This window comes from Taklimakanibacter deserti (genome assembly GCA_003574785.1).
Genome location: QORU01000013.1, coordinates 82391 through 108432, shown reverse-complemented (window position 1 = coordinate 108432; position 26042 = coordinate 82391). Strand labels below are relative to the sequence as shown.

General features: G+C 64.0%; 23 protein-coding genes. 3 read left to right on the top strand and 20 right to left on the bottom strand.

The genetic code is table 11. The features are described from left to right. The first annotated feature begins 33 nt into the window (after positions 1-33). Positions 34-1317, top strand: coding sequence for a UDP-N-acetylglucosamine 1-carboxyvinyltransferase (gene murA / locus DS839_RS25805; protein WP_119273367.1), 1284 nt, complete (start codon positions 34-36; stop codon positions 1315-1317). Between the two features lies 1 nt (position 1318). On the opposite strand, the gene DS839_RS36675 is transcribed toward murA, so the two are convergent. Next, complete coding sequence (locus DS839_RS36675) at positions 1319-2494, bottom strand: LysR substrate-binding domain-containing protein (RefSeq protein ID WP_162918794.1); 1176 nt, start codon at positions 2492-2494, stop codon at positions 1319-1321. Positions 2495-2783: 289 nt separating this feature from the next. After that, complete coding sequence (locus DS839_RS25795; RefSeq protein ID WP_119273366.1) at positions 2784-3707, bottom strand: LysR family transcriptional regulator; 924 nt, start codon at positions 3705-3707, stop codon at positions 2784-2786. A gap of 91 nt (positions 3708-3798) precedes the next feature. Between DS839_RS25795 and DS839_RS25790 the strand changes: the two genes are divergently transcribed. Both DS839_RS25790 and DS839_RS25785 read left to right on the top strand, forming a co-directional pair. Beyond that, a complete protein-coding gene (locus tag DS839_RS25790) occupies positions 3799-4956 on the top strand; it encodes an aromatic ring-hydroxylating oxygenase subunit alpha (protein WP_119273365.1) in 1158 nt (385 codons plus the stop codon). 232 nt (positions 4957-5188) lie between these two features. After that, positions 5189-6412 carry an NAD(P)/FAD-dependent oxidoreductase gene (locus DS839_RS25785; protein WP_119273364.1) on the top strand — a complete coding sequence of 408 codons (1224 nt, stop codon included), beginning with the start codon at positions 5189-5191 and terminating at the stop codon, positions 6410-6412. Here the strand turns inward: DS839_RS25785 and DS839_RS25780 are convergent. The 18 genes from DS839_RS25780 to DS839_RS25695 form a co-directional block, all read right to left on the bottom strand. Beyond that, complete coding sequence (locus DS839_RS25780; protein ID WP_119273363.1) at positions 6404-7228, bottom strand: ABC transporter permease; 825 nt, start codon at positions 7226-7228, stop codon at positions 6404-6406. The two genes, DS839_RS25785 and DS839_RS25780, sit on opposite strands and share 9 nt — an antisense overlap. Positions 7229-7232: 4 nt before the next feature. Continuing rightward, a complete protein-coding gene (locus DS839_RS25775; RefSeq protein ID WP_119273362.1) occupies positions 7233-8486 on the bottom strand; it encodes an ABC transporter permease in 1254 nt (417 codons plus the stop codon). A 21-nt stretch (positions 8487-8507) separates the two neighbouring features. Further along, a complete protein-coding gene (locus tag DS839_RS25770; RefSeq protein WP_119273361.1) occupies positions 8508-9557 on the bottom strand; it encodes an ABC transporter substrate-binding protein in 1050 nt (349 codons plus the stop codon). 54 nt (positions 9558-9611) lie between these two features. Next, the gene (locus DS839_RS25765) at positions 9612-10730 is read right to left on the bottom strand and encodes an ABC transporter ATP-binding protein (RefSeq protein WP_438816550.1); all 1119 of its coding nucleotides are present in this window, start codon (positions 10728-10730) and stop codon (positions 9612-9614) included. A gap of 139 nt (positions 10731-10869) precedes the next feature. Continuing rightward, a complete protein-coding gene (locus tag DS839_RS25760; RefSeq protein WP_119273360.1) occupies positions 10870-11805 on the bottom strand; it encodes a LysR substrate-binding domain-containing protein in 936 nt (311 codons plus the stop codon). Between the two features lie 12 nt (positions 11806-11817). Continuing rightward, on the bottom strand, positions 11818-12639 hold the full coding sequence (locus tag DS839_RS25755) for an alpha/beta hydrolase (RefSeq protein ID WP_119273359.1): 822 nt from the start codon (positions 12637-12639) through the stop codon (positions 11818-11820). Then, positions 12636-13742 carry a zinc-binding dehydrogenase gene (locus DS839_RS25750; RefSeq protein WP_368911934.1) on the bottom strand — a complete coding sequence of 369 codons (1107 nt, stop codon included), beginning with the start codon at positions 13740-13742 and terminating at the stop codon, positions 12636-12638. The genes DS839_RS25755 and DS839_RS25750 overlap by 4 nt, the downstream gene beginning before the upstream one ends. Beyond that, on the bottom strand, positions 13742-14965 hold the full coding sequence (locus DS839_RS25745; protein ID WP_119273357.1) for an NAD(P)/FAD-dependent oxidoreductase: 1224 nt from the start codon (positions 14963-14965) through the stop codon (positions 13742-13744). The genes DS839_RS25750 and DS839_RS25745 overlap by 1 nt, the downstream gene beginning before the upstream one ends. 2 nt (positions 14966-14967) lie before the next feature. Further along, positions 14968-15960 carry a fatty acid desaturase gene (locus DS839_RS25740; RefSeq protein ID WP_119273356.1) on the bottom strand — a complete coding sequence of 331 codons (993 nt, stop codon included), beginning with the start codon at positions 15958-15960 and terminating at the stop codon, positions 14968-14970. Positions 15961-16069: 109 nt separating this feature from the next. Next, positions 16070-17563: a sugar ABC transporter ATP-binding protein gene (locus DS839_RS25735; RefSeq protein ID WP_119273355.1), complete on the bottom strand. Its 1494-nt coding sequence runs from the start codon at positions 17561-17563 to the stop codon at positions 16070-16072. Then, complete coding sequence (locus DS839_RS25730; protein WP_119273354.1) at positions 17553-19103, bottom strand: xylulokinase; 1551 nt, start codon at positions 19101-19103, stop codon at positions 17553-17555. Before DS839_RS25730 ends, DS839_RS25735 begins: the two co-directional genes overlap by 11 nt. 15 nt (positions 19104-19118) lie before the next feature. Beyond that, positions 19119-20138 carry an ABC transporter permease gene (locus DS839_RS25725; protein WP_119273353.1) on the bottom strand — a complete coding sequence of 340 codons (1020 nt, stop codon included), beginning with the start codon at positions 20136-20138 and terminating at the stop codon, positions 19119-19121. Further along, entirely contained in the window at positions 20135-21127 is a 993-nt protein-coding gene (locus DS839_RS25720; RefSeq protein WP_119273352.1) for an ABC transporter permease, read from the bottom strand. The genes DS839_RS25725 and DS839_RS25720 overlap by 4 nt, the downstream gene beginning before the upstream one ends. 38 nt (positions 21128-21165) lie before the next feature. Then, positions 21166-22473 (bottom strand): sugar ABC transporter substrate-binding protein, encoded by a 1308-nt coding sequence (locus DS839_RS25715; protein ID WP_119273351.1) that lies wholly within the window; start codon positions 22471-22473, stop codon positions 21166-21168. Positions 22474-22543: 70 nt separating this feature from the next. After that, complete coding sequence (locus tag DS839_RS25710; protein ID WP_119273350.1) at positions 22544-22888, bottom strand: non-heme iron oxygenase ferredoxin subunit; 345 nt, start codon at positions 22886-22888, stop codon at positions 22544-22546. 131 nt (positions 22889-23019) lie between these two features. Then, positions 23020-24213 (bottom strand): M20 family metallopeptidase, encoded by a 1194-nt coding sequence (locus tag DS839_RS25705; protein WP_119273349.1) that lies wholly within the window; start codon positions 24211-24213, stop codon positions 23020-23022. A 43-nt stretch (positions 24214-24256) separates the two neighbouring features. After that, positions 24257-25246 (bottom strand): AraD1 family protein, encoded by a 990-nt coding sequence (gene araD1, locus DS839_RS25700; RefSeq protein WP_119273348.1) that lies wholly within the window; start codon positions 25244-25246, stop codon positions 24257-24259. Positions 25247-25258: 12 nt separating this feature from the next. After that, on the bottom strand, positions 25259-26038 hold the full coding sequence (locus tag DS839_RS25695) for an SDR family NAD(P)-dependent oxidoreductase (protein ID WP_119273347.1): 780 nt from the start codon (positions 26036-26038) through the stop codon (positions 25259-25261). Between the last annotated feature and the right edge of the window lie 4 nt (positions 26039-26042).

Sequence of the window (26042 nt, the reverse complement as noted above, 5' to 3'; positions counted from 1 at the left end):
CTCGAATCGCATTTTTGAATAAAAGGAGTCGCCGTGACCCGTTTCCTCATCGAGGGCCGTCATCCGATCTCGGGCATGATCGAGCCCAAGGGCAGCAAGAATGCCGCGCTGCCCATCATCGCTGCGACCCTCCTCACCGACGAGGCGGTCACCCTGACCCGTCTTCCCGACATCGCCGATGTGCGCGTCATGGCCAATCTGGTGCAGGGTCTGGGGTCGAGCGTCACCAGCATCACCGACAACCGCGCCACCTTCAAGGCGGCGTCCATTCGCCACTCCGCCCCCGACCGAGCCCTGGCGCAAGCCATCCGCGCCTCCTTCCTTCTGGCGGGGCCGCTCCTCGCCCGCACCGGCAGCGCCACCTTGCCGCGTCCCGGCGGCGACCGCATCGGCCGGCGCCCGCTCGATGCCCATATCATCGCCTTCCAGGAAATGGGGGCCGAGGTCGAGATCTCGCCCGACAGCTATCGTCTCACCGCGCCCAAGGGCCTCAAGCCCGCCGACATCTTTCTCCTCGAAATGAGCGTGATGGCGACGGAGAACGTCGTCATGGCGGCGGTGCTCACGCCGGGCACAACTCATATCCACAATGCCGCCAGTGAACCGCATATCCAGGATCTCTGCCGCCTCCTCACCGCCATGGGGGGGCGCATCCAAGGTATCGGCTCGAACGTCCTCACCATTACCGGTGTCACCTCGCTGCACGGCGCCACGCATGAGGTCGGACCGGATTATCTCGAAGTCGGAAGCTTCATCGGGCTCGCCGCCGCGACAGGCGGCGATCTCATCATCCGCAACTGCCGGCCGCGCGAGCACCGCATGACCGCCATCGCCTTCGGGCGGCTTGGAATCGAGTGGGAAGTGAAGGGCGAAGACATCCATGTCCCGCGCCATCCCCGGCTCCAGATCCAGGAGGATATGCACGGGGCGCTGACCAAGATCGATGATGGTCCGTGGCCCGCCTTCCCCGCCGACCTCGTGTCGATCGCCCTTGTGGTCGCGACCCAGGCCGCCGGCACCATCCTGATCCATGAAAAGATGTTCGAGAGCCGCCTGTTCTGGGTCGACAAGCTCATCGCCATGGGGGCCCGCATCATCCTGTGCGATCCGCATCGCGCCGTCGTGGTCGGCCAGTCGCATCTTTTCGGCCAGCGCCTGTCCAGTCCCGATATCCGCGCCGGCATGGGGCTCGTCATCGCCGCCCTCTGCGCTGAAGGCCAAAGCGAGATCCAGAATGTCGAGCAGATCGACCGCGGCTATGAAAGACTGGACGAACGCCTGCGGGCGCTCGGCGCCAGGATCGAGCGCGTTGATTGACTCACACCGTCCTGAACAGGCTGCGGCACTCGGCGGCGAAGGCTTCGGCGGCGGGACTGAGGCTCGAATTCACCCGGCGGGCCAAGACGACGCGGCTCGGCGGCGTGGGCTCGGCGAGTGGACGCGTGACGAGCGCGGCACCGTCATAGGACATGGACGCCGCGGGCTTGGTCGACAAGAGGCTGTAGCCGAAGCCCGAGCCCACCATGCCGCGCACCATCTCGAAAGACGAGGTCCGGAAGCGGATATGCGGAACGAGGCCCTTCCGGCTGAAGAGCGAGAGGAAATAATCGCCGCTCGGCGGCGGCTCGAGCAGGATCATCGGCTCTTCGGCAAGCGCTTCGAGCGAGAGCGCAGGTTGGCTCGCCAGCGGATGGCCTTCGGCCAACAGCACATAGGGCTGCAATTCGGTCAAAGGCTCGGACGCGATCTGGTCGCTCAGATTGAAGTCATACATCAGCGCAAGATCGACATCGCCCGATTTCACCGCCTCGAGCACGCGGCGGTGGTCACCCTCGACCAGCTTGAGATCGACCTGCCGTTCCTTGCGCGCGAGGCCGCTCAAGACCTTGGGCACGATATAGGGACCGAAAGTATGAAAGGCCCCGAGCTTGACGGTTTCGGCGCCCGCGACATTGCCCACCCGGAAGCTGTCGAAGCGCGAGGGCGTGCCATAGGCGCGATTGGCATAGATCAGCGGCGATCCGCTGTCGGAGGCGAAGATCTCGGCCACGCTGCCGACGATCACATAATGGGTGCCGATCTGCTGGGCCGAGAGGATGCGGCAGTCGAAGGCGGCGAGCGCATCGACGACACGCGGCGCGCCGGTGGCGAGCGTCGTCCAGTCGGCGCAGGAGAATTTGTCGCCATCCGCCGTCTTGACGCGCCCGGCGAAGCAATCGGACACGAAGGACTGGTCGTCGCGGAGCACATTCACGCAGAAGACGCCGTTATTGATGATGGCCTGGACCGCCGGGCTCAAATGATGGATGCAGACGAGCAAGGTCGGCAGTGCCGTATCGGCCGAGACCGAGGACATCGCCGAGACGGTGACGCCATGGCGCCCGGCCGTACCATTGGTGGTGACGACATTGACCGTGCAGGCAGCGAGCCCCATGCCGGCGAGGAAGCGCTGGCGCAAATGGGGATCAGTCGGGCTCTCGGCAGGCTGGACCACTTATCCTCCTCCTTCGCATGAGAGGAGTATTGGCCGCGCCAGGGCTTTTGGAAAATATTAGTTTCCGGCGTCCTGCTTCACCTAAACTGATGCATTTTTGCCTGGCTATCGCGGGCCAGACCATGCGATTTGGAAAATCTCATAATGGCCGTAGCGGGTCCGCCCTTGCGAAATTCCCTGCTCGGTATTCGAAAATCCCTGCTCGAAAATCTAACCCTTTGAAATCACTGAGGTGAGCAATTTTTTCGCGGAAATTCCCTGATAATCCCTGAAAATCCCTGTATCCGGCCTATTGCCGGAGCGGGGCGAATGCCGCTTTGAAGCGGTTGCGGGCATGGTCGGCGAAGCGGCGCAGGATCGGCCCATGGAGCGCCTTCTCGCGGGCGGCGAGGACGATGCCGAGGCGGCGTACATTCTCCTTGATGTCGATGACCGCGACCTCTCTTCCGTCATAGGTCATGGGGCTGGGCGGGCGCATGACCAGGAGCGTGAAGCCGAAGCCGTTGCTCACCGCACTACGCACGGTTTCGAGCGAGCCCGACCTATAGGCGATCGGTGGGTCGATGCCGTTCTCCGCGAGGAGCTCCTCGAAATACTGCCGGCTGCCCGGCGCGTCGAACAGCACATAGGGCTCGCGCGCCAAATCCTTGAGCCGGACGGTCTTCTGGCGCGCCCGCTTGTGGTCGGCGGCCAAAACCGCTTGCGGGCGCAGACTGGCAAGGGTGAGCGTATCGAGGCCAGCGAGATCGGCGCCCCGGTCATAGGTCAAAGCGAGATCGAGCGTGCCGTCGTGCAAGGCTCCCGCCAGCTCGCTCAAGGACATTTCCTGGGGATGGATCTTGATGTCAGGCGCCTCGCCCGAGAAGGAGCGGATCAGGCTCGGCGCATAGAACGGCGCCAGCGTGTGGAAGATGCCGAGCCTGATCTCGCCGGCGCGCTCCGCCGCGAGGGCTTCTGCCTCACGCTCGACCTGGCGCGCTTTGAGATCGAGCGCCAGCACATGATCGAGAAAGAGACGTCCCTGCAGAGTGAGTGTCACGCCCTTGGCATGATGGCGCTCGAAGAGCACCAGCCCCAAGACCGCTTCGAGCTTGTCGAGGGCCTGGGCCACCGAAGGCTGTGAGATATTGAGGGCCCGTGCTGCCTGGGCGATGCCGCCATGCTCGGCCACGGCGCGGAAATAGGCGCATTGGCGCAGCGTATAGCGAACCATATTTTACCTATATCGTTCTTAGGAATTTCAAGTTTTTACCTTGGTTCAATCTGGTCTAGGCTTGCACCCAAGTCAACGGAGGAAGACGCAAATGAAGTCCCTCGACGCCACCCTCTCCGACCTCACGCACACCGCCCGGCGTCCTTTCGAGGATGCGACCGCCATGCCGCCCGGCGTCTATACGAGCGAAGCCTTCCTTGCCCGTGAGCTCGATACGATTTTCGCCAAGGAATGGGTGTGCATCGGCCGCTCGTCCTCGCTCAAGGAGCCCGGCGACTACATCACCTATGATCTCGCCGGCCAGCCGATCGTCGTGCTGCGCGACGGCGAAAAGAAGCTCAAGGCCTTTTCCAATGTCTGCCTGCATCGCATGTCGACGCTGCTCGAAGGCCAGGGCAATACGCGCAGCATCGTCTGCCGCTATCACGCCTGGACCTATAATCTCGACGGCAGCTTGCGCGGCGCGCCCTTCATGAAGCCTACCACCGGCTTCTGCCGCGAAAACTATCGCCTGCCCGCGATACGCTCGGAAGAATGGCTGGGCTGGATCTATGTGACGCTCAATCCGCAGGCACCGGCCGTTGCCGAGACACTGAAGCCGCTCGAAGGCATGATCGCGCATTACGGCATGGAGAACTATATCGAGTGCTTCCGCGAGACCCATGTATGGGACACCAATTGGAAGGTCCTCGCCGAGAATTTCATGGAGAGCTATCATTTGCCGGTCTGCCATGCGGCGACTGTCGGGCCTCATTCCAAGCTCGAGGAGATGGAATGCCCGCCCGGACTCTCCGCTTTCAACTACCACTGGATCACCAAGGAAGCCTCCCTCGCGATCGGCAATGCGCATCCCTCCAATACGAGGCTCGAAGGCAAATGGCGTAAGACGACGGCACTGCTCGCCCTCTATCCGAGCCATCTCATCACCCTGACGCCCGGCTATTTCTGGTATCTCTCCTTGCATCCCAGGGGCGTCGGCCAGGTTCATATGGTCTTCGGCGGCGGCCTGTCGCCGGAATTCATCGATGATCCCAAGGCAAAAGACTATGTGACGGCGCTGAAAACGCTGCTCGATGAGGTCAATCTCGAGGATCGGCAATGCACCGAGCGGGTGTTCCGCGGCCTCAATGCCGAGAAGGCGGCCCCAGGCCACCTCTCCTATCTCGAACGGCCCATTTACGACTTCATGCAGTATGTCGCGGAGCGGACGGCGGGTGTCGCCCGCTCGCCACTCCTCGCCGCGGAGTGAGTTTATCCTACGAAAGACCTACCCATTACTTCCCCTCTCCCGTTGCGTAGCAATGGGAGAGGGTGCCCGAAGGGCGGGTGAGGGCTCTTTGTCTCAGCAAGGCATACTTGTCGAGATCAGTGCTCATTCCGCGAAAGAGCCCTCATCCGGCCTTCGACCACCTTCTCCCACGCGTACCGCGCGGGAGAAGGGAAACTCAAGATAGACCTGAGATGTTTGAGCCAGCGAACCCATGGTACGCAGAACGGTCATCATTGGCGGCGGACAGGCGGCGATCTCCATGATCGCGGAGGTCCGGCAATTGGCGCCGGATCGGGCCATCACGCTCATCGGCGATGAGCCCTGGCTGCCCTATCAGCGTCCGCCTCTGTCCAAAGCCTATCTCGGCGGCGAATGGACGATAGACCGCCTTGCCCTGAGGCCGGCCGAATGGTTTGCCAGCGAAGGCATCGACACGAGACTGGGCGTCAGCGTCGAAGCGATCGACCGCAAGTCTGCGAAGCTGCACCTCTCCGACGGCAGCACGCTCAGCTTTGACGATCTCGTTCTATGCACGGGCGCCCGCGCCCGGCCCTTGCCCGAGGCTTTGAGCCAGGGTCTCAAAGGCATCTATACCTTGCGCGGCATCGCCGATGCGGATGCCTTGCGAAGCGAGATGCAGGAAGGCCGCCATGTTCTCATCATCGGCGGCGGCTATATCGGCCTCGAATTTGCGGCGATCGCGGTCAAGAGCGGGCTCAAGGTGACGCTGGTCGAAGCAGCGGAGCGCATATTGGGCCGGGTCGCTGCAGCGGAGACGGCCGATTACTTCCGCGCGCTGCATCGCGCGAAAGGCGTCGATCTGCGCGAGGCGACGCAGGTCGCCGAGCTCTCCGGCAATCCGCATGTCAAGCGCGCTTATCTCTCCGACGGCGATGTGCTCGATGTCGACTTCGTGGTTGCCGGCATCGGCGCCGTCGCTGCCGATGATCTCGCGCGCGATGCCGGGCTCACCATCAGCAACGGCATCGCCGTCGATGATCACTGCCGCACCAGCGATGAGAGGATCCTGGCGGCCGGCGACTGCACCAGCTTCATCCGGGGCGAGACGCGGCTCAGGCTCGAATCCGTCCAGAACGCCATCGAGCAAGGCGAAGCGGCGGCCGCCACGCTTGCCGGCTCGACCGCCGGCCGCAAATTCTCGCCCTGGTTCTGGTCGGATCAGTATGACACCAAGCTGCAGATCGCGGGCGTCAGCCAGGGCTATGACCGCGTCGTCAGGCGTCCGGCCAAGCGCGAGGGAGCGCAGTCGATCTGGTATCTCAAGGCCGAGAAGCTCATTGCCGTCGATGCGATCAACGATCCGGCAAGCTACATGACCGGCCGGCGCCTGATCGATGCCGGCGTGACGCCGGCGCCGGAGGAGATCGCCGATCCCGCTTTCGCGCTCGTCAAGCTCGCCGGCCGATCAGCCTGACCGCGCCGCCTTCATCGCGCGGTGGCGCAGCCAGGCGATCACCACAAAGAGCGCGATGGCGAACAGCGTCAGGAGCGTCGAGACCACCAGGATCGACGGGTTGATCTGGTCGCGGATGCCGTTCCACATCTGGCGCGGAATGGTGCGCTGGTCGACGCCGCCGATGAACAGGACGACGATGACCTCATCGAAGGACGTGGCGAAGGCGAAGATGGCGCCGGTCACCACCCCCGGCATGATCAAGGGCAGCGTGATCTTGCGGAACACGGTCCAGGGCTTGGCGCCGAGGCTCGCCGCCGCGCGGGTCAAGGTCCAGTTGAAGGACGAGAGCGTCGCTGTCACGGTGATGACGACGAAGGGCACGCCAAGCGCCGTATGGGCAAGGATCAGGCCCCAATAATTGTTGACGAGCCCGAGCGGCGCGAAGACCAGATAGAGGCCGACCGCCACCACCACGACGGGCACGATCATCGGCGATACGAGGAGCGACATCACGAGGTTGCGGGCGGGGAATTGCGGCTGCGACAGGCCGAGCGCCGCCGAGGTGCCGAGCACGGTGGCGAGGATTGCGCTCGTCACGCCGATCGACAGGCTGTTGAAGAAAGCGCGCTGCCAGTCCGCCGATGCGAAGACGAATTCGTACCAGCGCAGCGAGAAGCCTGACATCGGATAGGAGAAATAGGAGCCCGCATTGAAGGAGAGCGGGATGGTGACGAGGATGGGCGAGATCAGGAAGATGAGGACGATCGCGCTGTAGATGCGCACGGCGCGCCCCGCCAGGCGTTCGATGAAAACGGTCGGTTGATTCTGCGCCATCAGGTCAACCCATTTTGAGGCGATCGACGCCCATCAACTGGCTGAAGGCGACATAGATCGCAACCGTGATGATCACCAGATAGGCCGAAAGCGCGCCGGCCAGGCCCCAATTGAGCTGCTTCTCCATCTGTATGGCGATGAGCTGGCTGATCATCTCATCGCCGCCGCCGCCAAGCAGTGCCGGCGTGATGTAATAGCCGAGCGCCAGCACGAAGACGAGGAACACGCCGGCGCCGATGCCGGGCAAGGTCTGGGGCACATAGACGCGCCGGAAGGCCTCGACCGGATGCGCGCCGAGCGACAAGGCAGCGCGGTAATAGACGGGCGAGATGCCTTTCATGACGGCGTAATTGGCGAGGATCATGAACGGCAGGAGGATATGGGTGAGGCCGATGAGCACGCCCAAGCGGTTGAAGACGAGGGGCACGGGCTCGGCGGTGAGCCCCATCGACATCAGGAGCGAATTGATGACGCCGTTGGGCTGCAGCAGCACATACCAGGCCGTGGTGCGCACCAGGAGCGACGTCCAGAACGGCACGATGACGAAGATCATCATCAGATTGGCCTGATGCGCCGGCAGATTGGCGAGGAGATAGGCGACCGGATAGCCGAGCACCAGGCACAGCGCCGTCACCACCGTCGAGATCCATAGAGTGCGCAGCAGGGCCGCTATATAGACGCGCTGGTCGGGCGCCACGGGCACGATCTCGCCATTCGCATCGGTCTTGCGGTCGATCGCCGCCAGGAGATAGTCGGGCGTGGTCGACCACGCCGCGCGCTGCATCAGCCGCCAGGTCTCGGTCTCGCCCCAGCGCTTGTCGATCTGGACGATGGTCGAGCGCCAGTCGCCTTGCGGAGCCGCCGGCAAGTTGCGCGCGGTCTTGAGCAGCAGGCTGCGGAAGCCCGGCTCATAGTAATTGAGGCGCCGGCCGACCTGGGCGAGCCCGCCGCCGCCTTGGGCATTGGCGATATCCTTGGCGAAGGCATCGAAGACCGGGAGGCCCGGCAGGTCGCGGCCGTCCCACTTTGCGAGCGCGGTGACGAGCGACGGCATGGCGGCGCGCAATTCCGGATTGTCGACGCTGCGCCACAGAAGCGAGACGATGGGCAGGATGAAAGTGAGTGTCAGGAAAGCCAGAAGCGGCACGGCGAGCAGGAAAGCGCGCCGCGCCTCGGCCCTCTGGGCTCTTTTGTAACCGAAGGTCTCATTGGCCGGGCGCGTCGCCGCACCCGGCCCAAGATCGACGGAGGCCGTCATCGACACGGTCTCGACAACCCGCTACTGCCCGAGCCAGGTCTGGAAGCGGTTGTTGAGCGTATCGAAATTGTCGGCCCAGAAGATTGCATCGATCTGCAGTGCATTCTTGAAGTTGTCCGGCGCCGTCGGCAAGTTCGGCACCATCGCCGGATCGATCTTCTGGATAGAGGAAGGCCGCGGCGGTGCATAGGCGATATATTTCGAGAGATCGCCGATCACCTCGGGGCCCGCCGCGAAGGTGATGAAGTCGGCGGCCTTCTCGGTCTTGCCGGTGCCCGCCGGGATACCCCACCATTCGAAGTCGTAGACCTGTCCGTCCCAGACGATCTTGAACGGCTTGCCCTCGTTCTTGGCGGCATCGAAGATCCGGCCATTATAGGCCTGGGTCATCACGACGGCGCCGTCGGCGAGCAATTGCGGCGCCTGGGAACCCGCTTCCCACCAGACGATCGAGCCCTTGATGGCATCGAGCTTCTTGAAGGCGCGGTCGGCGCCTTCCGAGGTGGCGAGCACCTTATAGACTTCCGCCACCGGCACGCCGTCGGCGATCAGCGCCCATTCGAGTGTGGCCTTGGGGCTCTTGCGCAAGCCGCGCTTGCCGGGGAACTTCGCCACGTCGAAGAAATCGCCGATGGTCTCAGGGCCCTGCGCCAGCTTCGAGGTGTCATAGGCGAAGACCGTCGACCAGACCATCGAGGCGACCGCGCAAGGCAGGGTGGCGCCGGGGACGAAATCGGCCGTGTCGCCGAAGACCTTGGGATCGAGCTTCTGCAGGAGGCCTTCATCGCAGCCGACAATGGCATCATTGGTCTCGAGATCGAGCACGTCCCAGGTGGTGTTCTTCGCCTCGACCATGGCGCGCAGCTTGGCGAGGCCGCCGTCATACTGTTCCTTGGCGATCGCCGTGCCGGATTTGGCCGTATAGGGCTCGAACCAGGCCTTCGCCGCGGCATTCTCGAAGGCGCCGCCGAAGGTGGTGATGGTCAGGCTGTCCTGGGCGGACGCCATGACGGACGACGCTGCAAGACAGGCGGCGCCCAGTAAGCTCGCACGCAACAATTTCGATAGCATCTCAGTCTCCCTATGTTGTTATGGCTCATGGCGCCGGCGCGAGGTCCGGACGCGTCAGATCACGATCTTGCAGTCTTCCTCCTGCCAATAGACCGATATGGTCTCGCCTTCGCGCGGAACGGCGAGCTGCTGGTCATTGGGTATCTTGACGATGAAGCCCTGGTCGTCGGCGGTCGAGAGCTGCACGCGCCGGTGGTCGCCGCAATAGGTGACGTCATCGACACGGCCTCTTAGCTCATTGCCCTTGGCCGCGCCGCCCCCGGCGAGGGCCACGCGCTCGGGACGCAAAGCGAGGATGGCCTCGGCCCCAGCCGCGAGCCCCTCTCCGGCAATGCCGGTCACGCGCGCGCCATTCGGCAGCGCCAGAACCGCGCGACCGTCACGGATCTCGGCGACCTTGCCCTTGAGCCCGTTATTCTCACCGATGAAATTGGCGACGAAGGAATTGGCGGGATCCTCATAGAGCCGGTCGGGCGTCGCGATCTGCTGGATGTCGCCGTCCGAGAACACGGCGACGCGGTCCGACATGGTGAGCGCTTCCGACTGGTCATGCGTCACATAGACGATGGTCGTGCCGAGCCTTCGATGCAGCTTCTTGATCTCATACTGCATCGTCTCGCGCAGCCGCTTGTCGAGCGCGCCCAAGGGCTCGTCCATCAGGATGAGCCGCGGCTCGAAGATCATCGCCCGCGCCAGCGCCACGCGCTGCTGCTGGCCGCCCGAAAGCTGCGACGGTTTGCGTTCGGCGATGCCCGGCAGCTCGATCATCTCGAGCGCCTCGCGGACGCGCGCATCGATTTCGGCCTTCGGCACCTTGCGCACCGAGAGCGGGAAGGCGACATTCTCGGCGACCGTCATATGCGGGAACAGCGCATAGTTCTGGAACACCATGCCGATGTCGCGCTGATAGGACGGCAGATCGTTCACCCGCTTGCCATCGAGGTGGATGTCGCCGCGCGAGGCGGATTCGAATCCGGCGAGCATCATCAGCGTCGTCGTCTTGCCCGATCCCGAAGGGCCCAGAAGCGAGACGAATTCCCCGCAAGAGATCGCGAGATTGAGGTTGCGGATGACGAAGGACTTGCCGTCATAGGTCTTGTCGACGCCCGCGAATGTGACGAAATCCGCCAGATTCCGGTCATGCGGCTCGCCCTCGAACTGCCTCGCCATCATCGTCATCGCCGAAAATCCGCACTCCCTCGAAAAAGCCCGCAAAAACGAGCGAAAATTAGAGGAATCGACCTTCGCACGAAATAAAAACGACGCTGATTAGTATTTTTCTCGCGCTTACTTTGTAAATTGCGAAGCTATCTCACGCCGAAATGTGGACGTCGCCATCCGTGCCCGCGCAGGCGGCATGCGACCTGGCGGCCTCCTCGGCCAGCTTCATGAAGGCATCGATCGGACGCAATGACCGGCGCGCCTTGAGGCAGATGGCGAAGGCCTCGGTATAGGCCTTGTGATCGACGATGCGCAGCGGCTGCAGCCGGCCATCGGCGACGAACTCCGTCTCCGAGACGACCCCGATGCCGAGGCCGGCGGCGACGGCCTCGCGCACCGCATCGCGCGAGATCTCCATGACGATCTTGGGACGGATGCGCTGCTTGGCGAGACATTCCTCGAAAGCCCGCCTGGTCATCGAGCCCGGCTCGCGCAGGATGAGGCGCTGGCCGTCGAGCTCCGACAGCTCGAGCTTGTCGCGCCCGCTCCAGGGATGATTTTCATCGACGAAGACAATGATCTCGTGCCGGCCAAGCAGCACCATGTCGAGGCGCGGATCATTGTAGTTGAAGCCGAGCACGGCGACGTCGACCTCGTAGTCGAGCAGCTTGCGATAGACGAGATCGGAATTGCCGCTCTCGACGAAGACCTGGGCCAAGGGATGCTTCTCGTGGAAGCCGGCGAGGAGCTTCATGACGAAGAACGGTCCGACCGTGCCAACCCTGAGCTTGCCGGTGACCTGGCCGTCCTTGGCGGCGAGAAGCTCGACCGCCTGCTCCTCGAGGGAGAAGATCTGGCGGGCGATGGCGAGCAGCGCCTCGCCGCTCTCGGTCAGCTTGAGGCCGCGCGGCGACCTAAGGAAGAGCTTTACGTCATAAGCGTCCTCAAGCGCCTTGACCTGCGTGGTCAGCGTCGGTTGGCCGATATTGAGAAACTCGGCCGCCCGGGTGAAGCTCAGCTCGCGGCCGACCGCGTAGAAGGACCGGAGCTGGCTGAAATTGACGAAATGAAGCTTGCGTCCTGCCATGGCAGCCGCTGCTCAACCTGGCGCGATGAACCGCTGGAGGTGATCCACAAGCTCGCTCCGTTTCTGCATCAGATCGCGAAGGATATCGTAGTGATGCCGCCCGCTCAACAGAACCAGGCGAGAGGGTCCACCCCGATCCGACCAGTGCCCGACATAGGCGGCCGATTGTTCCCGGAAGGCTTGAGTTTCCGCGCTGCCGACGACGGCGAGCAGCCTCGTATCGGCGATCCTTGCTTTGATCGGGCTGAAGGCGGCGGCTTCCTCCCGGTCGAGACCGAGCATCTCCCCCAGCGAGGTTTCGAGCAGCGGGGCGAGATCAAAAATCCCGCTGATCGGCAGGCAGGCCTGCAAAGGGATACCGGGTTCCACCGCACCCGCCGTGGCGAGCCACGCCGCCAGATGGCCGCCCGCCGAATGGCCGGATATGATCCAGGCGGGAGGATGAAACCGTCGGTCGCGCAGGGCCTGGACCACAGCCGGCACGCTCAGCCGCAGGCTTTCGCAAATGTGCGCGAAGGGAACTTCCGGCAGCAGCGGATAGCCGACGATCGCGACCGTATAGCCCTTCGCGACAAAGGGCCGCGCCACGAAGCTGAAGGTCCCCTTCGCCAGGCTCCGCCAATAGCCTCCGTGAATGAAGATCAGCAGCGGACCCGTGGGCACGCCGAAAAACAGGTCGAAGCGCTGGCGCGGATGATCGCCATAAGGAATGTCGCAGATATTCGGCAGCTGCCGGCGGGCCGCATCGCTCGTTTCAGCGAAAGCGCGATAGATCTCCACGCGCTCAGGATAGCGGTCGCGGAAGACATAGCCCGCTTCATGGGCCCCGATCATTCGAAACGGATCACGCTGCGCAACGCTTCACCGCGCTTCATCATCTCGAAGCCGCGATTGATGTCGTCGAGCCCGAGCTCATGGCTGATCAGCGGCGCGATCGCGATCTTGCCGTCCATATAGAGATCGATGAAGGAGCCAAGCCCGCTGCGGCCCTTGACGCCGCCGAAATAGCTTCCTTTGATCTTGCGCCCGTAGCGCACGCCGACCGGCGGAAGGGAGAGCTCGGCGCCCGCCGGCTCGACGCCGAGGAGGACGCAACAGCCCCAGGCCGGGGCACAACAATCGAAGGCCTGGCGCATCACCGCGATCAGGCCGGTGCATTCGAAGGCCACATCGGCGCCGCCATGGGTCAGATCGCGTATGGCCTGGACGATGTGGCCGCGTTCCTTCCCCGCTTCCAGGAAGTCGGTCATGCCGAAGGCCGTCGCCAGCTCCCGGCGATGGGCATGAAGATCGATGCCGATGATGCGGCTGGCGCCGGCGAGCCGCGCGCCCTGGATCACATTGATGCCGATGCCGCCCAGGCCGAAGACGGCGACCGTGTCGCCGGGCTTCACATCGTCAAGAGCTGCGCCGACGCCCGTCGTCACACCGCAGCCGAGAAGGCAGATGTGATGCAGCGGCGCATCCTTGCGCGCCTTGGCCAGAGCGATTTCAGGCAGCACCGTATAGCGGGAGAAAGTGGAGGTCCCCATGAAATGATGGAGCTTCTCGGATCCACGATGGAAGCGCGGGGTGCCATCCGGCATGACGCCCTTGTCGCGCGTCGCCTTGATCGACCAGCACAGATTGGTGCGGCCGCTCCGGCACATGCGGCAGTCCCCGCATTCAGGCCCGTAGAGGGGGATCACATGATCGCCGACGGCGAGGCCCGCAACGCCGCGACCGATCTCGACGACGCGCCCTGCCCCTTCATGGCCGGGGATGAGAGGATAGACGCAGGTCGCATTGCTGCCGTCGAGCGCCGTCAGATCGGTATGGCAGAGGCCCGTCGCCGCGATCTCGATCAGGACCTCGCCGTCTTTCGGCGGATCGACCGACACGCTGTCGATGATCAAGGGTTGGTTCGGCCCCATACATATCGCCGCGCGTGACTCGATCATGCGCCGACAGGCTCGGCCTGGGAGACGAAACCGCGCTTGGCCAAGTCGGACCGGTCGATGGCGGCGCCCGATCGCATGATCTCGCGCGCGATGCGGATGTCGCGGCCGCAGCCAATGCCGACGGCGCCGCGCAAATGCCGGCCGTCGCAATAATAAGCAAGATGACCGCGCTGCCCCATCTCGCCGCGCGTCAGGATGTCGGCCCCGGCTGCCGGCACGCCGGCGATCTGGATGTTCCAGTCATATTGATCGGTCCAGAACCACGGTACTTCCCGATAGGCCTGGCGGAGCCCGCAGAGATTGGCTGCGACAACCGCCGCCATGTCCTCGGCATTGCGCCAGGATTCGAGTCGCCAGCCGCGAGCGAAGATCTCGTTATGGTGCCGCGCCACGTCGCCTATGGCGAAGATGTCGGGATCGCTGGTCTGGCCGAATTCATTGACCACGATCCCGTCATCCACCGTGAGTCCGGCCCTCTGCGCGAGATTGTCATTGGGTTGACCGCCAATGGCCACCAGGATCTCATCGGCCATGATCATGCGGCCGTCATCGAGCGTAACGCGGACGCCCTCTTCCCACGCGACCGCATCGACGACCATGCGGCCGCATAGAATTCTGGCTCCCGCCTCTTGATGCACTTGCGACAGCCAGTGAGACAAAGCTTGCGGGAAAAGCCGTGTCAGTGGGCGCGGCGCGGCTTCGATGATCGTGACATGGGAGCCGCGCGACACCGCGCTGGCGGCGACCTCGAGGCCGATGAGGCCGGCGCCGATGATGAGGAGCCGCAAGCCGGGCCTCAGCCGGTCACGCAGCCTTCCGGCATCGGCGAAGTCGCGCAAATAGCTGACCCCTGAAGCCACGGGGCCAAGCGCATCGAGCCGGCGCGGCGACAATCCCGTCGCCAGCACGAGATGGCGATAGGCCAGGTGCCGGCCATTATCCAAATGGACCCGGCGGGCGGCGCGGTCGATCGCCACGGCTTCGTTGCCAAGATGGAACGTGACCTCCAGATCGCGCCAACGCTGCTCCGGCAGCAGATAGGCATTGGCGATGAGGTCCGGCCCCAGGAGGCAGGCTTTCGACAGCGGCGGTCGCTCATAGGGCAGCTCGGTTTCACTGCCGATGACATCGATCGTGTCCTTGAAGCCTTGCGCGCGCAGCCTTTCCGCCACGCGCCCGCCGGCATGGCCGCCCCCGACGATGACAACGCCCCGCTGCATCGCTAGCCTGTCGCCGCCTCATTCGGCTTGCGCCGCAGCACTTCGCGCAGGATGTCGCGATGGACCGCAATATAGCTTTTGCTCACGCACTGCAGGTGCGGCGACACATGCTCGTGGAGATCGCCCAGCGCATGGAAGGGCACCGAGGAAGCGAGATGGTGCTCGGCGTGATAGGGCATGTTCCAATAGAGCAGCCGCAAAACCGGGTTGGCCAGCGTCGTTCTGGTATTCGCGAGCAGATTGGGGCTCTCCTCGGCGCCCGTATGCTCGGCCATGCGGATGGCGCGCAGGACCGGCTCGCCCATCATGCGCGGCAGGAGCCAGTAGACGAGCGCCACAGTGCTGCCGGTCCAGATGGAGACGACGGCGATCGCCGCATAGAGAAGGCACATGATGCGGATCTCGCGGCTGACCGCGCCAAAGACGGACTCGGGCAGGAATTCGCGCTCTTCCTCGGTAAAGCGGCCGAGGCAGCCCCGCCACAGGGTGCCGAGGAGTTTCGGCCAGAAGGAGAAGCCGGCAATCTGGCGCAGATAGTCGCCGAAGGAGGTCGGGAACGGCACGATGTCGGGATCGTGGTCCTCATGCTGCGTATAGGTGTGATGCGCGGCGTGGCGGTATTTGAAATAGAGGAACGGGCGCATGGTGAGGGCCGCGACCGCAAAGCCCACCCAATGGTTGAGCCAGCGCGACTGGAAGGCGGTGCCGTGCGAGCATTCATGCAGCGGCGCGAAGAGCAGCACCACGACGATGCCGTAGAACAGAATGGCCGGGATCATGAGCCACAAATTGCCGTTCGCCAGATAGATGGCGGCGATGCCGATAAGGAGCGCCGTCATATGGACGGCAAGGCGGATGAGCCCCGGCGCATTCTGGCGCACGCGCAATGTCTTGAGCTTGTCGCGCGAGATGATCTCAGGACCGGTCAGCGGCCAGATGCGGCTGCCGATCCCGCCAATGCCGGCAAAACTCGCGGCGTCGTTGCCCTGCATCATCACGTCTCCTCGTCTCGGTCAGTTCCATTTTCGGGCTTAGGCGCATCGCCGGCGAATAGGAAATTCATTGTTTCGATGCTTCTATCGGTTTCAGCGAGGCGTCGTTGCGTCATTGCACCGCGCAGCGCGCGATGCTCTCGACGGAGAATTCCGGCCGGGTGAAATGCCCGGTGACGCGCCCGCGGCTCATCACGATGATACGGTCCGACACATCCATGAGCTCCTGCAATTCGCTGGTCACCAGAAGGATGGCCTTGCCCTTCCCCGCGAGCTCATGCACCGCGCGCCAGATCTGCGGCTTGGCGCCGACATCGACCCCGCGCGTCGGATCCTCGATCAGGAATATGTCGCCGCCGCGGGCGATCCATTTGGCAATGACGATCTTCTGCTGGTTGCCGCCGGAGAGCTCGACCGCCGGCTGCGCCAACCCGGAAACCTTTGCCGCCAGCGTCCGGATCAGGTCCTGGGCCAGGCGGTTGCGCCGGCCAGCGCGCATGAAGCCGAAGGAGGCCAGCCGCGACAGCAGAGTGAGCGCGATATTATCGCCGACGCTCATCGGCAGGACGAGGCCTTCCCGCTTGCGGTCGGCGGGCAGGAAGCCGAGCCCGGCCTTGATCGCCTCGCCGGGCGAGCGGAATTTTCTCGGCCGCTGCTGCACGCATATCTCGCCGCGCGTGATCGGCTGGCTGCCGAAGAGCGCTCGCACCACCGCCTCTCTCTGGCAGCCCAGAAGACCGGCAATGCCCAGGATCTCGCCGCTGCGGATCGCGAGCGACACGTCGTCGAAGAGACCGTCGGCGCCGATCGATTTCGCCTCCAGCATCACGTCGCCGAGCTGGCGCGCCGCATGGGCGATCTGACTTGGCACCTGGTCGCGGCCCACCATGAGCTTGATCAGTCGCGCTTCGCTCGCCTGCCCCGCCTCCAGGGTTTCGATCACCCGCCCGTCGCGCAGGACGGTGATCCGGTCGGCGATGTCGAGCACCTCGCTCAAGCGATGCGACACATAGACGATGCCGAGACCCTTGCTGCGGAGCTTGCGGATGATGGCCAGGAGATGGCCGACCTGATCGTCATTGAGCGAGGCCGTCGGCTCGTCGAAGACGAGAACCTCAGGGTTACTCGCCAGGGCCCGGCAAATCTCGACGATCTGCTGCTCATTGAGGCTGAGCTCGCCGGTCAGCCGCGCCGGATCGAGATCGACATGGATAGTCTCCAGGATCCGGCGCGCCGCCTGGTGCATGGCCTTACGGTCGCTGCGGCCGAAGCGGCTCTTCGGCTCCTGGCCGAGCAGGATGTTCTCGGCAACCGTCAGATTGGGGCACAGGACGAGCTCCTGATGCACCAGAGCGAGCCGGTTGGCGCGCGCGACCGACGGGTTGCGTAATTGGATGGGGCGGCCTTCGCGCCGGATCTCGCCCGAATCCGGCGCCTGAAGGCCGTTCATGATCGCCAGCAAGGTCGACTTGCCGGCGCCATTCTCGCCCACCAGAGCGTGAACTTCGCCGGGGAGGACGTCGAAGCTCACATCGGCGAGCGCCACCACACCAGGAAAGGACTTCCTGATCGCATGGACTTCCAGAAGCGGCGCGTCAGCCGGCATGATAGCGGTCGACAAGGGCGCGATGCGCGTCCATGTCGCCCTTCACATGCTGGTAGAGCGACGACCAGATGTCGAAGAAGGCCTTGTGGCGCTCATGCAGCTGGGGATCGGGATCGATCGTCTCCTTGATCCTGACGATGCGGTCGAGCGGCTCGACCGGCGATGAATAGATGCCGGCCGCGGTCGCGGCGAGAATGGCATCGCCGATCGGCGCCGCCTCGCCGATATCGGGAACCTTGAGTGGCACATTCACGACATTGGCGGTGATCTGGTTCCAGAACCGGCTCTTGGTGGGTCCGCCATTGAGGATGAGGCCGTCGACCGCGACGCCCGCCTCGCGCGCGATGCGCACATTGGAATAGAGATCGAAGGCGACGCCCTCGATGAGCGCGCGGATGAAATGCGCCCGCGTGGTGGTGGGCCTGATGCCGAAGAAGGCGCCGGTCGCGTTGCTGTGCCAGTTGGGCGAGAGCGTGTTGCCGAGATAGGGCAGATAGAGCAGTCCGTCCGAGCAGGGCGGGACCTGCATCGCCTGGGCGGTGAACAGATCGAAGACATTCTGGCCCATGCGTTCGGCGAGCCGCCATTCGCCATCGCCGAACTGGTCGCGGAACCATTTGAGCGAGGCGCCGGTGAAGGCCATGGGCCCGTCGAACATGGTGAGACCTGGGAGGACATGCGGCCATTTGAGGATGCGGTATTCCTCGACCCGTTGCTCGGTCGGAATCATGATGCCGAGATTGGAACCGGTGCCCATCGAATAATAGGCTTCGCCCGCCTTGGTGACGCCGACGCCCAGAGCGGCGGAGCTGATATCGGTGCCGCCCGCCGCCACCAGCGTCCCGGCGCGCAGGCCCGTCTCCTCGGCCGCCTGGCGCGTCACCTCGCCGACGAGCTCATGCGAGCGATAGAGCCGCGGAAACTTCTCGAGCGGGATGCCGATGGCATTGGCGATCGCCTCGTTCCATTTCTCCTTCTGATATTCGTAAGGATAGGCAAGGCCGGCATCGCCGGTGTTCATGGTGAAGTTGCCGCACATGCGGAAGGTGCAGTAGCCCGACGGCGACAGGAACTTGTGGGTGGCCTGGAAGATATGCGGCTCGTGGCGCTTGATCCACAGCGCCTTCGGATCGATGAACCAGGGCGCGACGCGGTTGCCGTTGTTGTGATTGATCGTCTTCTCGCCGACCCGTGTGCGGATGTCCTCGCATTCGGGCTCGGAGCGCGCATCCATCCAGATCATCGCCGGGCGAAGCGGCCGGCCCTGGTCATTCACCGGCAAGGTCACGCCGACGAGGCCCGACAGAGCGACGGCGGCGACATCATCGGCGAAGCGGCCCTGATCGAGGCATTGACGGATCGCCGCGACGACGGCGCCCCAATAGTTGCTCGCCTCCTGCTCGGCCCAGCCGGGAAAGGGATGAAAGAGCGGGTGTTCTTTCGAGCCGAAGGCGACGACCTTGCCGGTCGCCGTGTCGAGGATGGCGGCCTTGACATTGGTGGTGCCGATATCGATGCCGAGCGTGAGATGACCGCGCAAGTTGAAGCTCCCTAGTCAGTCTGTTGTTTTCCGGCCCAGGCCCGAAAGCGCCACCGCGACAATGAGCACCGTGCCGATGATGAGGTTCTGATACCATGTTCCGATGCCCCAGATCGCCAGCAGATTGAGGCCGGAAGCGAAGACGAGGCTTCCGAGCAATGTCCGCCAGGGCGATCCGACGCCGCCCGAAAGGGCCGTGCCGCCGATGACGGCAATGGCGATCGCGGTCAGCTCATAGCCCGAGGCCAAGGGCGCATCGACCGATTTGAGCCGGGCCGTGAACAAGATGCCGGCGACCGCGGCGCAGAGGCCGCTCAACATATAGGCCAGCACCACATAGCGCTCGGTCCTGATGCCGGCATAGCGCGCCGCCCGCTCGCTGCCGCCCAGCGCATAGAAGCGGCCGCCCGACACCGTGCCGTTCACGAACAGGATCAGAGCGACGAGAACGACGAGGGAGACGAGCGTGCTCAGGGGAATGCCGAGCACCACCTTGTCGCCGATGAAGCTGAAGACGGCGGAGCGCAGATAATAGGGATGGCCGTCGGTCAGGACATAGTTGAAGCCGCGCAAGGCGGTCAGCGAGACCAGCGTCATGATGAAGGGTGCGACCCTGAAATAGGCGATGCCGATGCCGTTGACGGCACCGACGAGGCCGCCCGTCGCGATGGCGATCAGCAGGAACGGCCAGGCAGGCCCGGCATAGGTGTTGCCTTTGACCAGCCAGCGCAATCCCAAGGCGTCGCCCATGAAGACCATGAGTTTCACCGCGACGACGATCGAGAAGATCATGGTCGCCGCGACCGAAAGGTCGATGCGCCCGGTCAGCATGACGACCGTCATGCCGAGCGCCAAGAGGCCGAAGACCGAGACGCTGCGCAGCAGGTTCTCGATATTCTGACCGGTGAGGTAATATTCCGAGGTGAAAGCGCCGGTGAGCAGGATCGCCGCGATAAGCCAGAGGAGCGGCTCGCGCCTGAGCGGTGCCGTGAGCGACAGGAGGCCTGGCGAAACGCTGAGCTGGGCCTGGCTCATTTTCCGCTTCCCCTTTGCAAGGCGTCCGGCAGCACGACGATGAGGATCACCACGGCCGTCACCACTTGCTGCAGATAGATGGAGACGCCGAGCTGGTTGAGAAGATTGTTGACGACGCCGATGATGAGCGCCGCGATCAGCGTCCCGGTGATCGTGCCCTTGCCGCCCGAGAGCGCCGCGCCGCCCAGCACCGTCACCGCCAGGACGCTGAGCTCGATGCCCTCGAAGCCCGCCGGATTGATATAAGAGAGGCGCGCGCTGTCGAGCATGCCGGCAAGGGCCGCGCAGAAGCCGCACAGCATGAAGACGGTGATCCGCACGGCCGTCACATTGATGCCCGAGAGCCGCGCCGCCCGTGCATTGCCGCCGGTCGCGTAGAGCGCGCGGCCGAAGACGGAGAAGCGGGTGAGGCAGATGGCGAGGCCGGCGAGGACCAGCAGAATGAGCACAGGGATCGGCATGCCGAGCCAGGTGCCGCGGCCGAGCCAGAGGTAGGTCGCGATGCTGTCCGGATAGAGAGCCTGGCCGCCGGAAGCGATATTGGCGAGCGCCCGGGCGATGCCCAGCATGCCGAGTGTGGCGATGAGCGAGGGAATGCGGAAGGCCGTGACCAGGAAGCCATTGATCAGGCCAGCGACGAGCCCGGTCGCGAGCGTCGCCGCGATGATGAGGAAGGGCGATCCGGTCGGAATCAATATGCCGCCCATCACGCAGGCCAGGATGGCGACGCCGGCGATCGACAGATCGATTTCGCCGGCGATCACCACCAGCGTCATGCCGAAGGCCATGATGCCGATCGCCGCGACCGCCATCAGGATCACCTGCAGATTGGCGAGGCTGAGGAAAGACGGCGCCACGATCGCGGCGATCACGACGAGGACGAGGAGAACCCCGATGCGGCTCACCTCCGCGACCTGCGACAGGCGCCAGGCGGGGCGCAGGATCGCAGCCGCGGAGTGAACCGCACTATTGTTGTCGATGACACTCATGCCCGAAGCTCAGGCGTCATGGCCGCCCTGCCCGCTGTTCAGCTGGCGGCTTCGGGGCCATAGGCATAGGGCCACTCATCAGGGGTCAGCGTCTCTATGCCTTCGATGGTCATCTTCTCTTTGGTGATCATGGGAAGATTGGGCGTCAGGATGAGCTTCGGCGGCGCATCCGCGAGCCCGGCCTTGTGGCCGATATGCATGATGACGGCCCTGATGCCGATATCGCCGAGGAGCGGCGTATAGGGCGCCACCATGTCCATATTGCCGGCGCGGATCTCCTTCAGAACCTCGCGCGCGTCGTCATTGGCGAGGATGATGATCTTCTTGCCGCCGGGCGCGCTGTTGAGGCGGCCTGCTTCGCGCACCGCATCGAGCGCCCCCATGGCCTCCTCGCCGCCGGTGTTGAAGATGATCGAGATGTCCTTGAAGGCCTGGAGCGCGTCGGCCGTCGACTTGAAGGCGAGCGTGCGCTGGCTGTTGGTGTGGTAATTGGCCAGCATCTTGTAGCCGGGGCTGTTGCCGATCACCTCGAGATAGGACCCGGTGCGGATCGAATCCGCCGTGCTGCCGAGGTCCTTGCGGTTGCAGATCATGCTGCCCGAGCCCCCCGCCGCATGCTGGAGATAGAGGCCCTGCTGCAGGCCGTTGGCGTAGAAATTGCCGAGCACTTCCGAGCTGATCACTTCCGAGGACGTGCGGCGGTCGAGGCTCACCACCGGGATGCCGGCGGCAATGGCGCGATCGACCGGCGGCCCCATGGGCGCTTCGCGCGACGGCCACAGCACGATGCCGTCGAACTGCTTGGCGATCCAGGTATCGATCACCTGGCCCATCTTGTTGTCATCGAATTCTGCATCGATGACCTCGAGCTGGATATTGGGATGGCGCGCCGCCTCCCAGGCCGCGGTGTCGGCCAGGCTGATGAGCCAGGGATGGTTGAAGCCGTGGAACACGAAGCCGATGCGATAGGTCTTGCTCTTGTCGAGCACCGGCCCTTCCGCCATCGGCAGATAGTCGGTGAAGGGCGCCTTGATCTGAAGCTTGCTGTAGGGCCCGGTGAAGGTTGCGCCCATGCCGGGCTTCCAGACGAAGCCGCCGGCGAGGTCGCCGACCGGATAGACATCGAGATAATCGCGGAAGCCGTCCTTCTCGAACAGCGCCTTGATTTCCTCATTGCTCATCGAGGCCTTGGCGGCATCGGAATATTTCTTGATCAGCTGATTGAGCAGGTCGTGGACGGACGCGGTTTCGGCTTGCGCCGGCGTGGCGAGGAGATCAGGCAGGGCAGCGGCAAAGGCAAGACCGGCTGCACCCTGGAAAAGCTGGCGACGAGATAAGGCTGGCATCTAATCCTCCCATGGATGATTGTTGGTTTCTCCCGGAGATCTTTCTCTCGGGAGCAGTCGTTGATTCACTTCATTCTCCGCTCACGCGGACATAGACGATCCCCTGCTCGATCTTCGTCTCATAGATCTTCAAGGGCTCGGTGACGGGCGGCGACAACGGCGTTCCGGTCGGTATGTGGAAAAGGCCCTGATGCAGCGGGCATTCGATGGTCTGGCCGTCGATATAGCCTTCCGAAAGGAAGGCATGCGCATGGGTGCATACGCCCGCAGTGGCGTAGAAGCGGCCGTCGAGATTGTAGATGGCGATGCAAGTGCCGTCATGCTGGATGCGCATCGCGTCATTGGGTTCGAGGCCGTCGACAGGCGTGGCCGCCACCCAGTTTTGCGATTGCCCTTTCGCCTCGACATCTCCCATTACGTCCTCTTTTGCTTTTTGTTCGCTTGTTTTTCGTTTCCTTTCGTTTGACGCGCAAATTCATTATTCCCATGGCGACATCTATGGGACCGATAATGCGGAAGATGAGGATTGGGCCGCGTCGCGGCGGATCAGCGGGCTTTGGCCTGGCGTGCAGCGTCCACCAGCATGCGCGCCGCCTTGGTCACTTGCGCGATCTCGACATGCTCGTCGAGCACATGCGCCTGGGCGATGCTGCCTGGTCCGAAGACGATGGTCGGGATGCCGGACGCCACCATCTTGGTCGAATCCGAGCCATAGGGAACACCTTCAGGGGTCGGATCGATGTCGTGCTGGCGGCAGATTTCCGAGAACAGGCCGACCACCGCTTCGCCTTCCGCCACATCCATCGCGGCTGAATCGATGAAGGGCGCTTCGGTGACGATGCGGATGCCGGGCGATGCGCCGGCAAGCTCGGTTGCGATCTTGGCGAAGCGGCGCCATACGGCATCGCCCTCCTCGTTCGGCAGATAGCGGTAGTCGAAACGCAGGCGCGCGCGTGACGGAACGGTATTGGGCCCCTCGCCCGCCTCGAAGGCGGTGCAGGTCAAGGTCGCCGGCCCGAGCAGAGGATGGATCTCGGTCCGCTTGCGCATCTCCGCCTCGAAGAGATCGAGAAGCTTGCGCGCCGCGACCACGGCATCGACTCCTTCATGCGGCTTCGCCGTATGGGCGGCACGGCCCTGCACCTCAACGAACCAGCGCACGCAGCCCTTGCAGGCACGCACCACGCGCAATTCGGTCGGCTCGCCGGCGACGCCCATGTCATAGCTGGCGTCACGCTCGACATGATGGGTGATGCCGGTGAAACTGAATTCCTCATCGGAAGCGGCGAGGAAGGTCACATCGCCAGGTGGCGGGTCTTGCGCCAGGTCGCGCATGGCGAGCATGAAAGCGGCAAGGCAGGCCTTGTCGTCGACGGCGCCGCGGCCATAGAGGCGGCCATCGGCAAGGCGCGGCGTAAAAGGATCGCTCATCCCCGTCACCTGTACCGTGTCGAGATGGCCTTCCCAGATCATTGTCGGACCGCCCGCGGTCCCCTTGACATGGGCGATCACATTCGGCCGCTCGGGCGCCACCAGATCGACTTCGACCGCGATGCCGTGCTCGCTGAGCCAGTCGGCGACGACGGCGCCGAGCCGCGCCTCGTTGAACCACTCATCCGGATCGCCCGCCTGGCGGAAGGCGATGTTGACGCTCGGCACCGCGACGAGGCGCGACAGGAGCTTTGCCACCTCGTCATCATCGATGCCGGTTTGTGCGGTCTTTGGTGCTTGATCGTTCATCGGACCTGCCTAGCACAGCAAGAGCGCCGATCAAGACCAAGTTCTAAAGCGCCCTGATCGCGAAACTCTGCTCGGCCTGTGCCGTCATCGCATTGCGCAGCGGACGTCCGAATGCCGGCACATCGATTTCGAACTCATCGCCCGACCGTGTTTTGACGTCATGGGCGCAACTCAAACACGGCGCACCGAAGAAATAGGCATGCAAATCACCCGGCCGCCGGAACATGTCATAGCGGAAATGATAGTGCTCGAGATTGCGGACCGAATGCGACATGTTGCTTTCGCCGCTCAGGAATTCACCCTCCCAGACGGGCTTGCCGGCACGCAGGACGCGCACCGTTCCCCTGACATCGTCCGGCAAGTCGCCCAAGAGGAGCTCGGGACCGATCGAGCAGGCCCGGAGCTTGGAATGGGCGAGATAGAGATAGTTGATGGCTTCGGTGACCTGATCGGAGAATTCGTTGCCGAGGGCGTAGCCGAGCCGCCAGGGCGTGCCGTCGGGGCTGACGATATAGAGCCCAACGATCTCGGCCTCCTCGCCGCCGGCGAGCGCGAAGGATGGAAGCGGCAGGGCGCTGCCCGGTGGCACCAGGCAGGTCCCCAGTCCCTTGAAGAACCATTCCGGCTGGACGCCGATCTCGCCCTCCGCGGGCTTCCCGCCTGTAAGGCCCATGCGAAATATCTTCATGGAATCGGTCAGGTCCGCATCCGCTCCATGGGCGAGCTCATGCATCTTGTCGCGCGCATCGGCGCTGCCGAGATGGGTGAGGCCGGTGCCGGTGATCCAGAAGCGCGCCGGCTCAGCATGATCGACGGGCGGCAGGAGCGATCCGTCTGCCGACACCCTGTCATAGTCGAAGAGCGTGCCGTCGATATGCCTTTCCGCTTCGACGGCAAGGCTCGACCCGCTCGCAATGGCGGCCAGAGCGAGATCATAGACACGCTCGACGCCGCCCAGGAGATTTGCCTTGCCGTTCGCGATGGCGCCGACGCGTCGCTTACCCGACGATTCCTGAAATTGCACGAGACGCATTCCGCAAACTCCCTATACCCATCCGCCATCGACGATGAACTGCTGCGAGGAGCACATCCGGCTGTCGTCGGCGGCGAGGAACAAGGCCATGCGGGCGATGTCGGGCGGAAAGAGCCGGTCCGGCAGGCATTGGCGCTCGGCGATCTGGCGCTCGCCTTCCGGCGTCAGCCACAGGCGCATCTGGCGCTCGGTCATGATCCAGCCCGGCAGCATGCAGTTCACCCGGATGCGATCGCGGCCGAATTCGCGCGCCAGGGCCCGCGTCATGCCGGTGATGGCGGCCTTGGAGGTGACATAGGCGGGACAGTCGCCATCGCCGACCAGCCAGGTGATGGAGCCGAAATTGATGATCGAGCCGCCGCCGGCCTCTTTCATCTGCGGGCGCACCGCCTGGGCGGCGAAGAACTGATGGCGGACATTGACCGCCATGCGGTCGTCCCAATAGTCGACGGTGACGTCTTCGCTGCGATGCCGGTCGTCATTGCCCGCATTGTTGCAAAGCGCGGCGATTGGACCGTTCCGCTTGGCGGCTTCGGCGATCGCCGTGCGCAAGATCGCGATGTCGCGCAGGTCGCCCGGGATGAAGAAGGGCGCCGGATCGCCCTTCGCCGCGATGCGCGAAACCAGCCGCCGCGAAGGCTCTTCCGCCAGATCGATGAAGGCGACGCGGCTCTTTTGCGCGCAGAAATGCTCGACCAGGCTTTCGCCGATGCCGCTGCCGCCGCCGGTGATGAAGACGCTGCGGCCCGCGAGGCTCGGATAGGCTGCGCCGTTGTCGATATCGCCCTGCATCGAT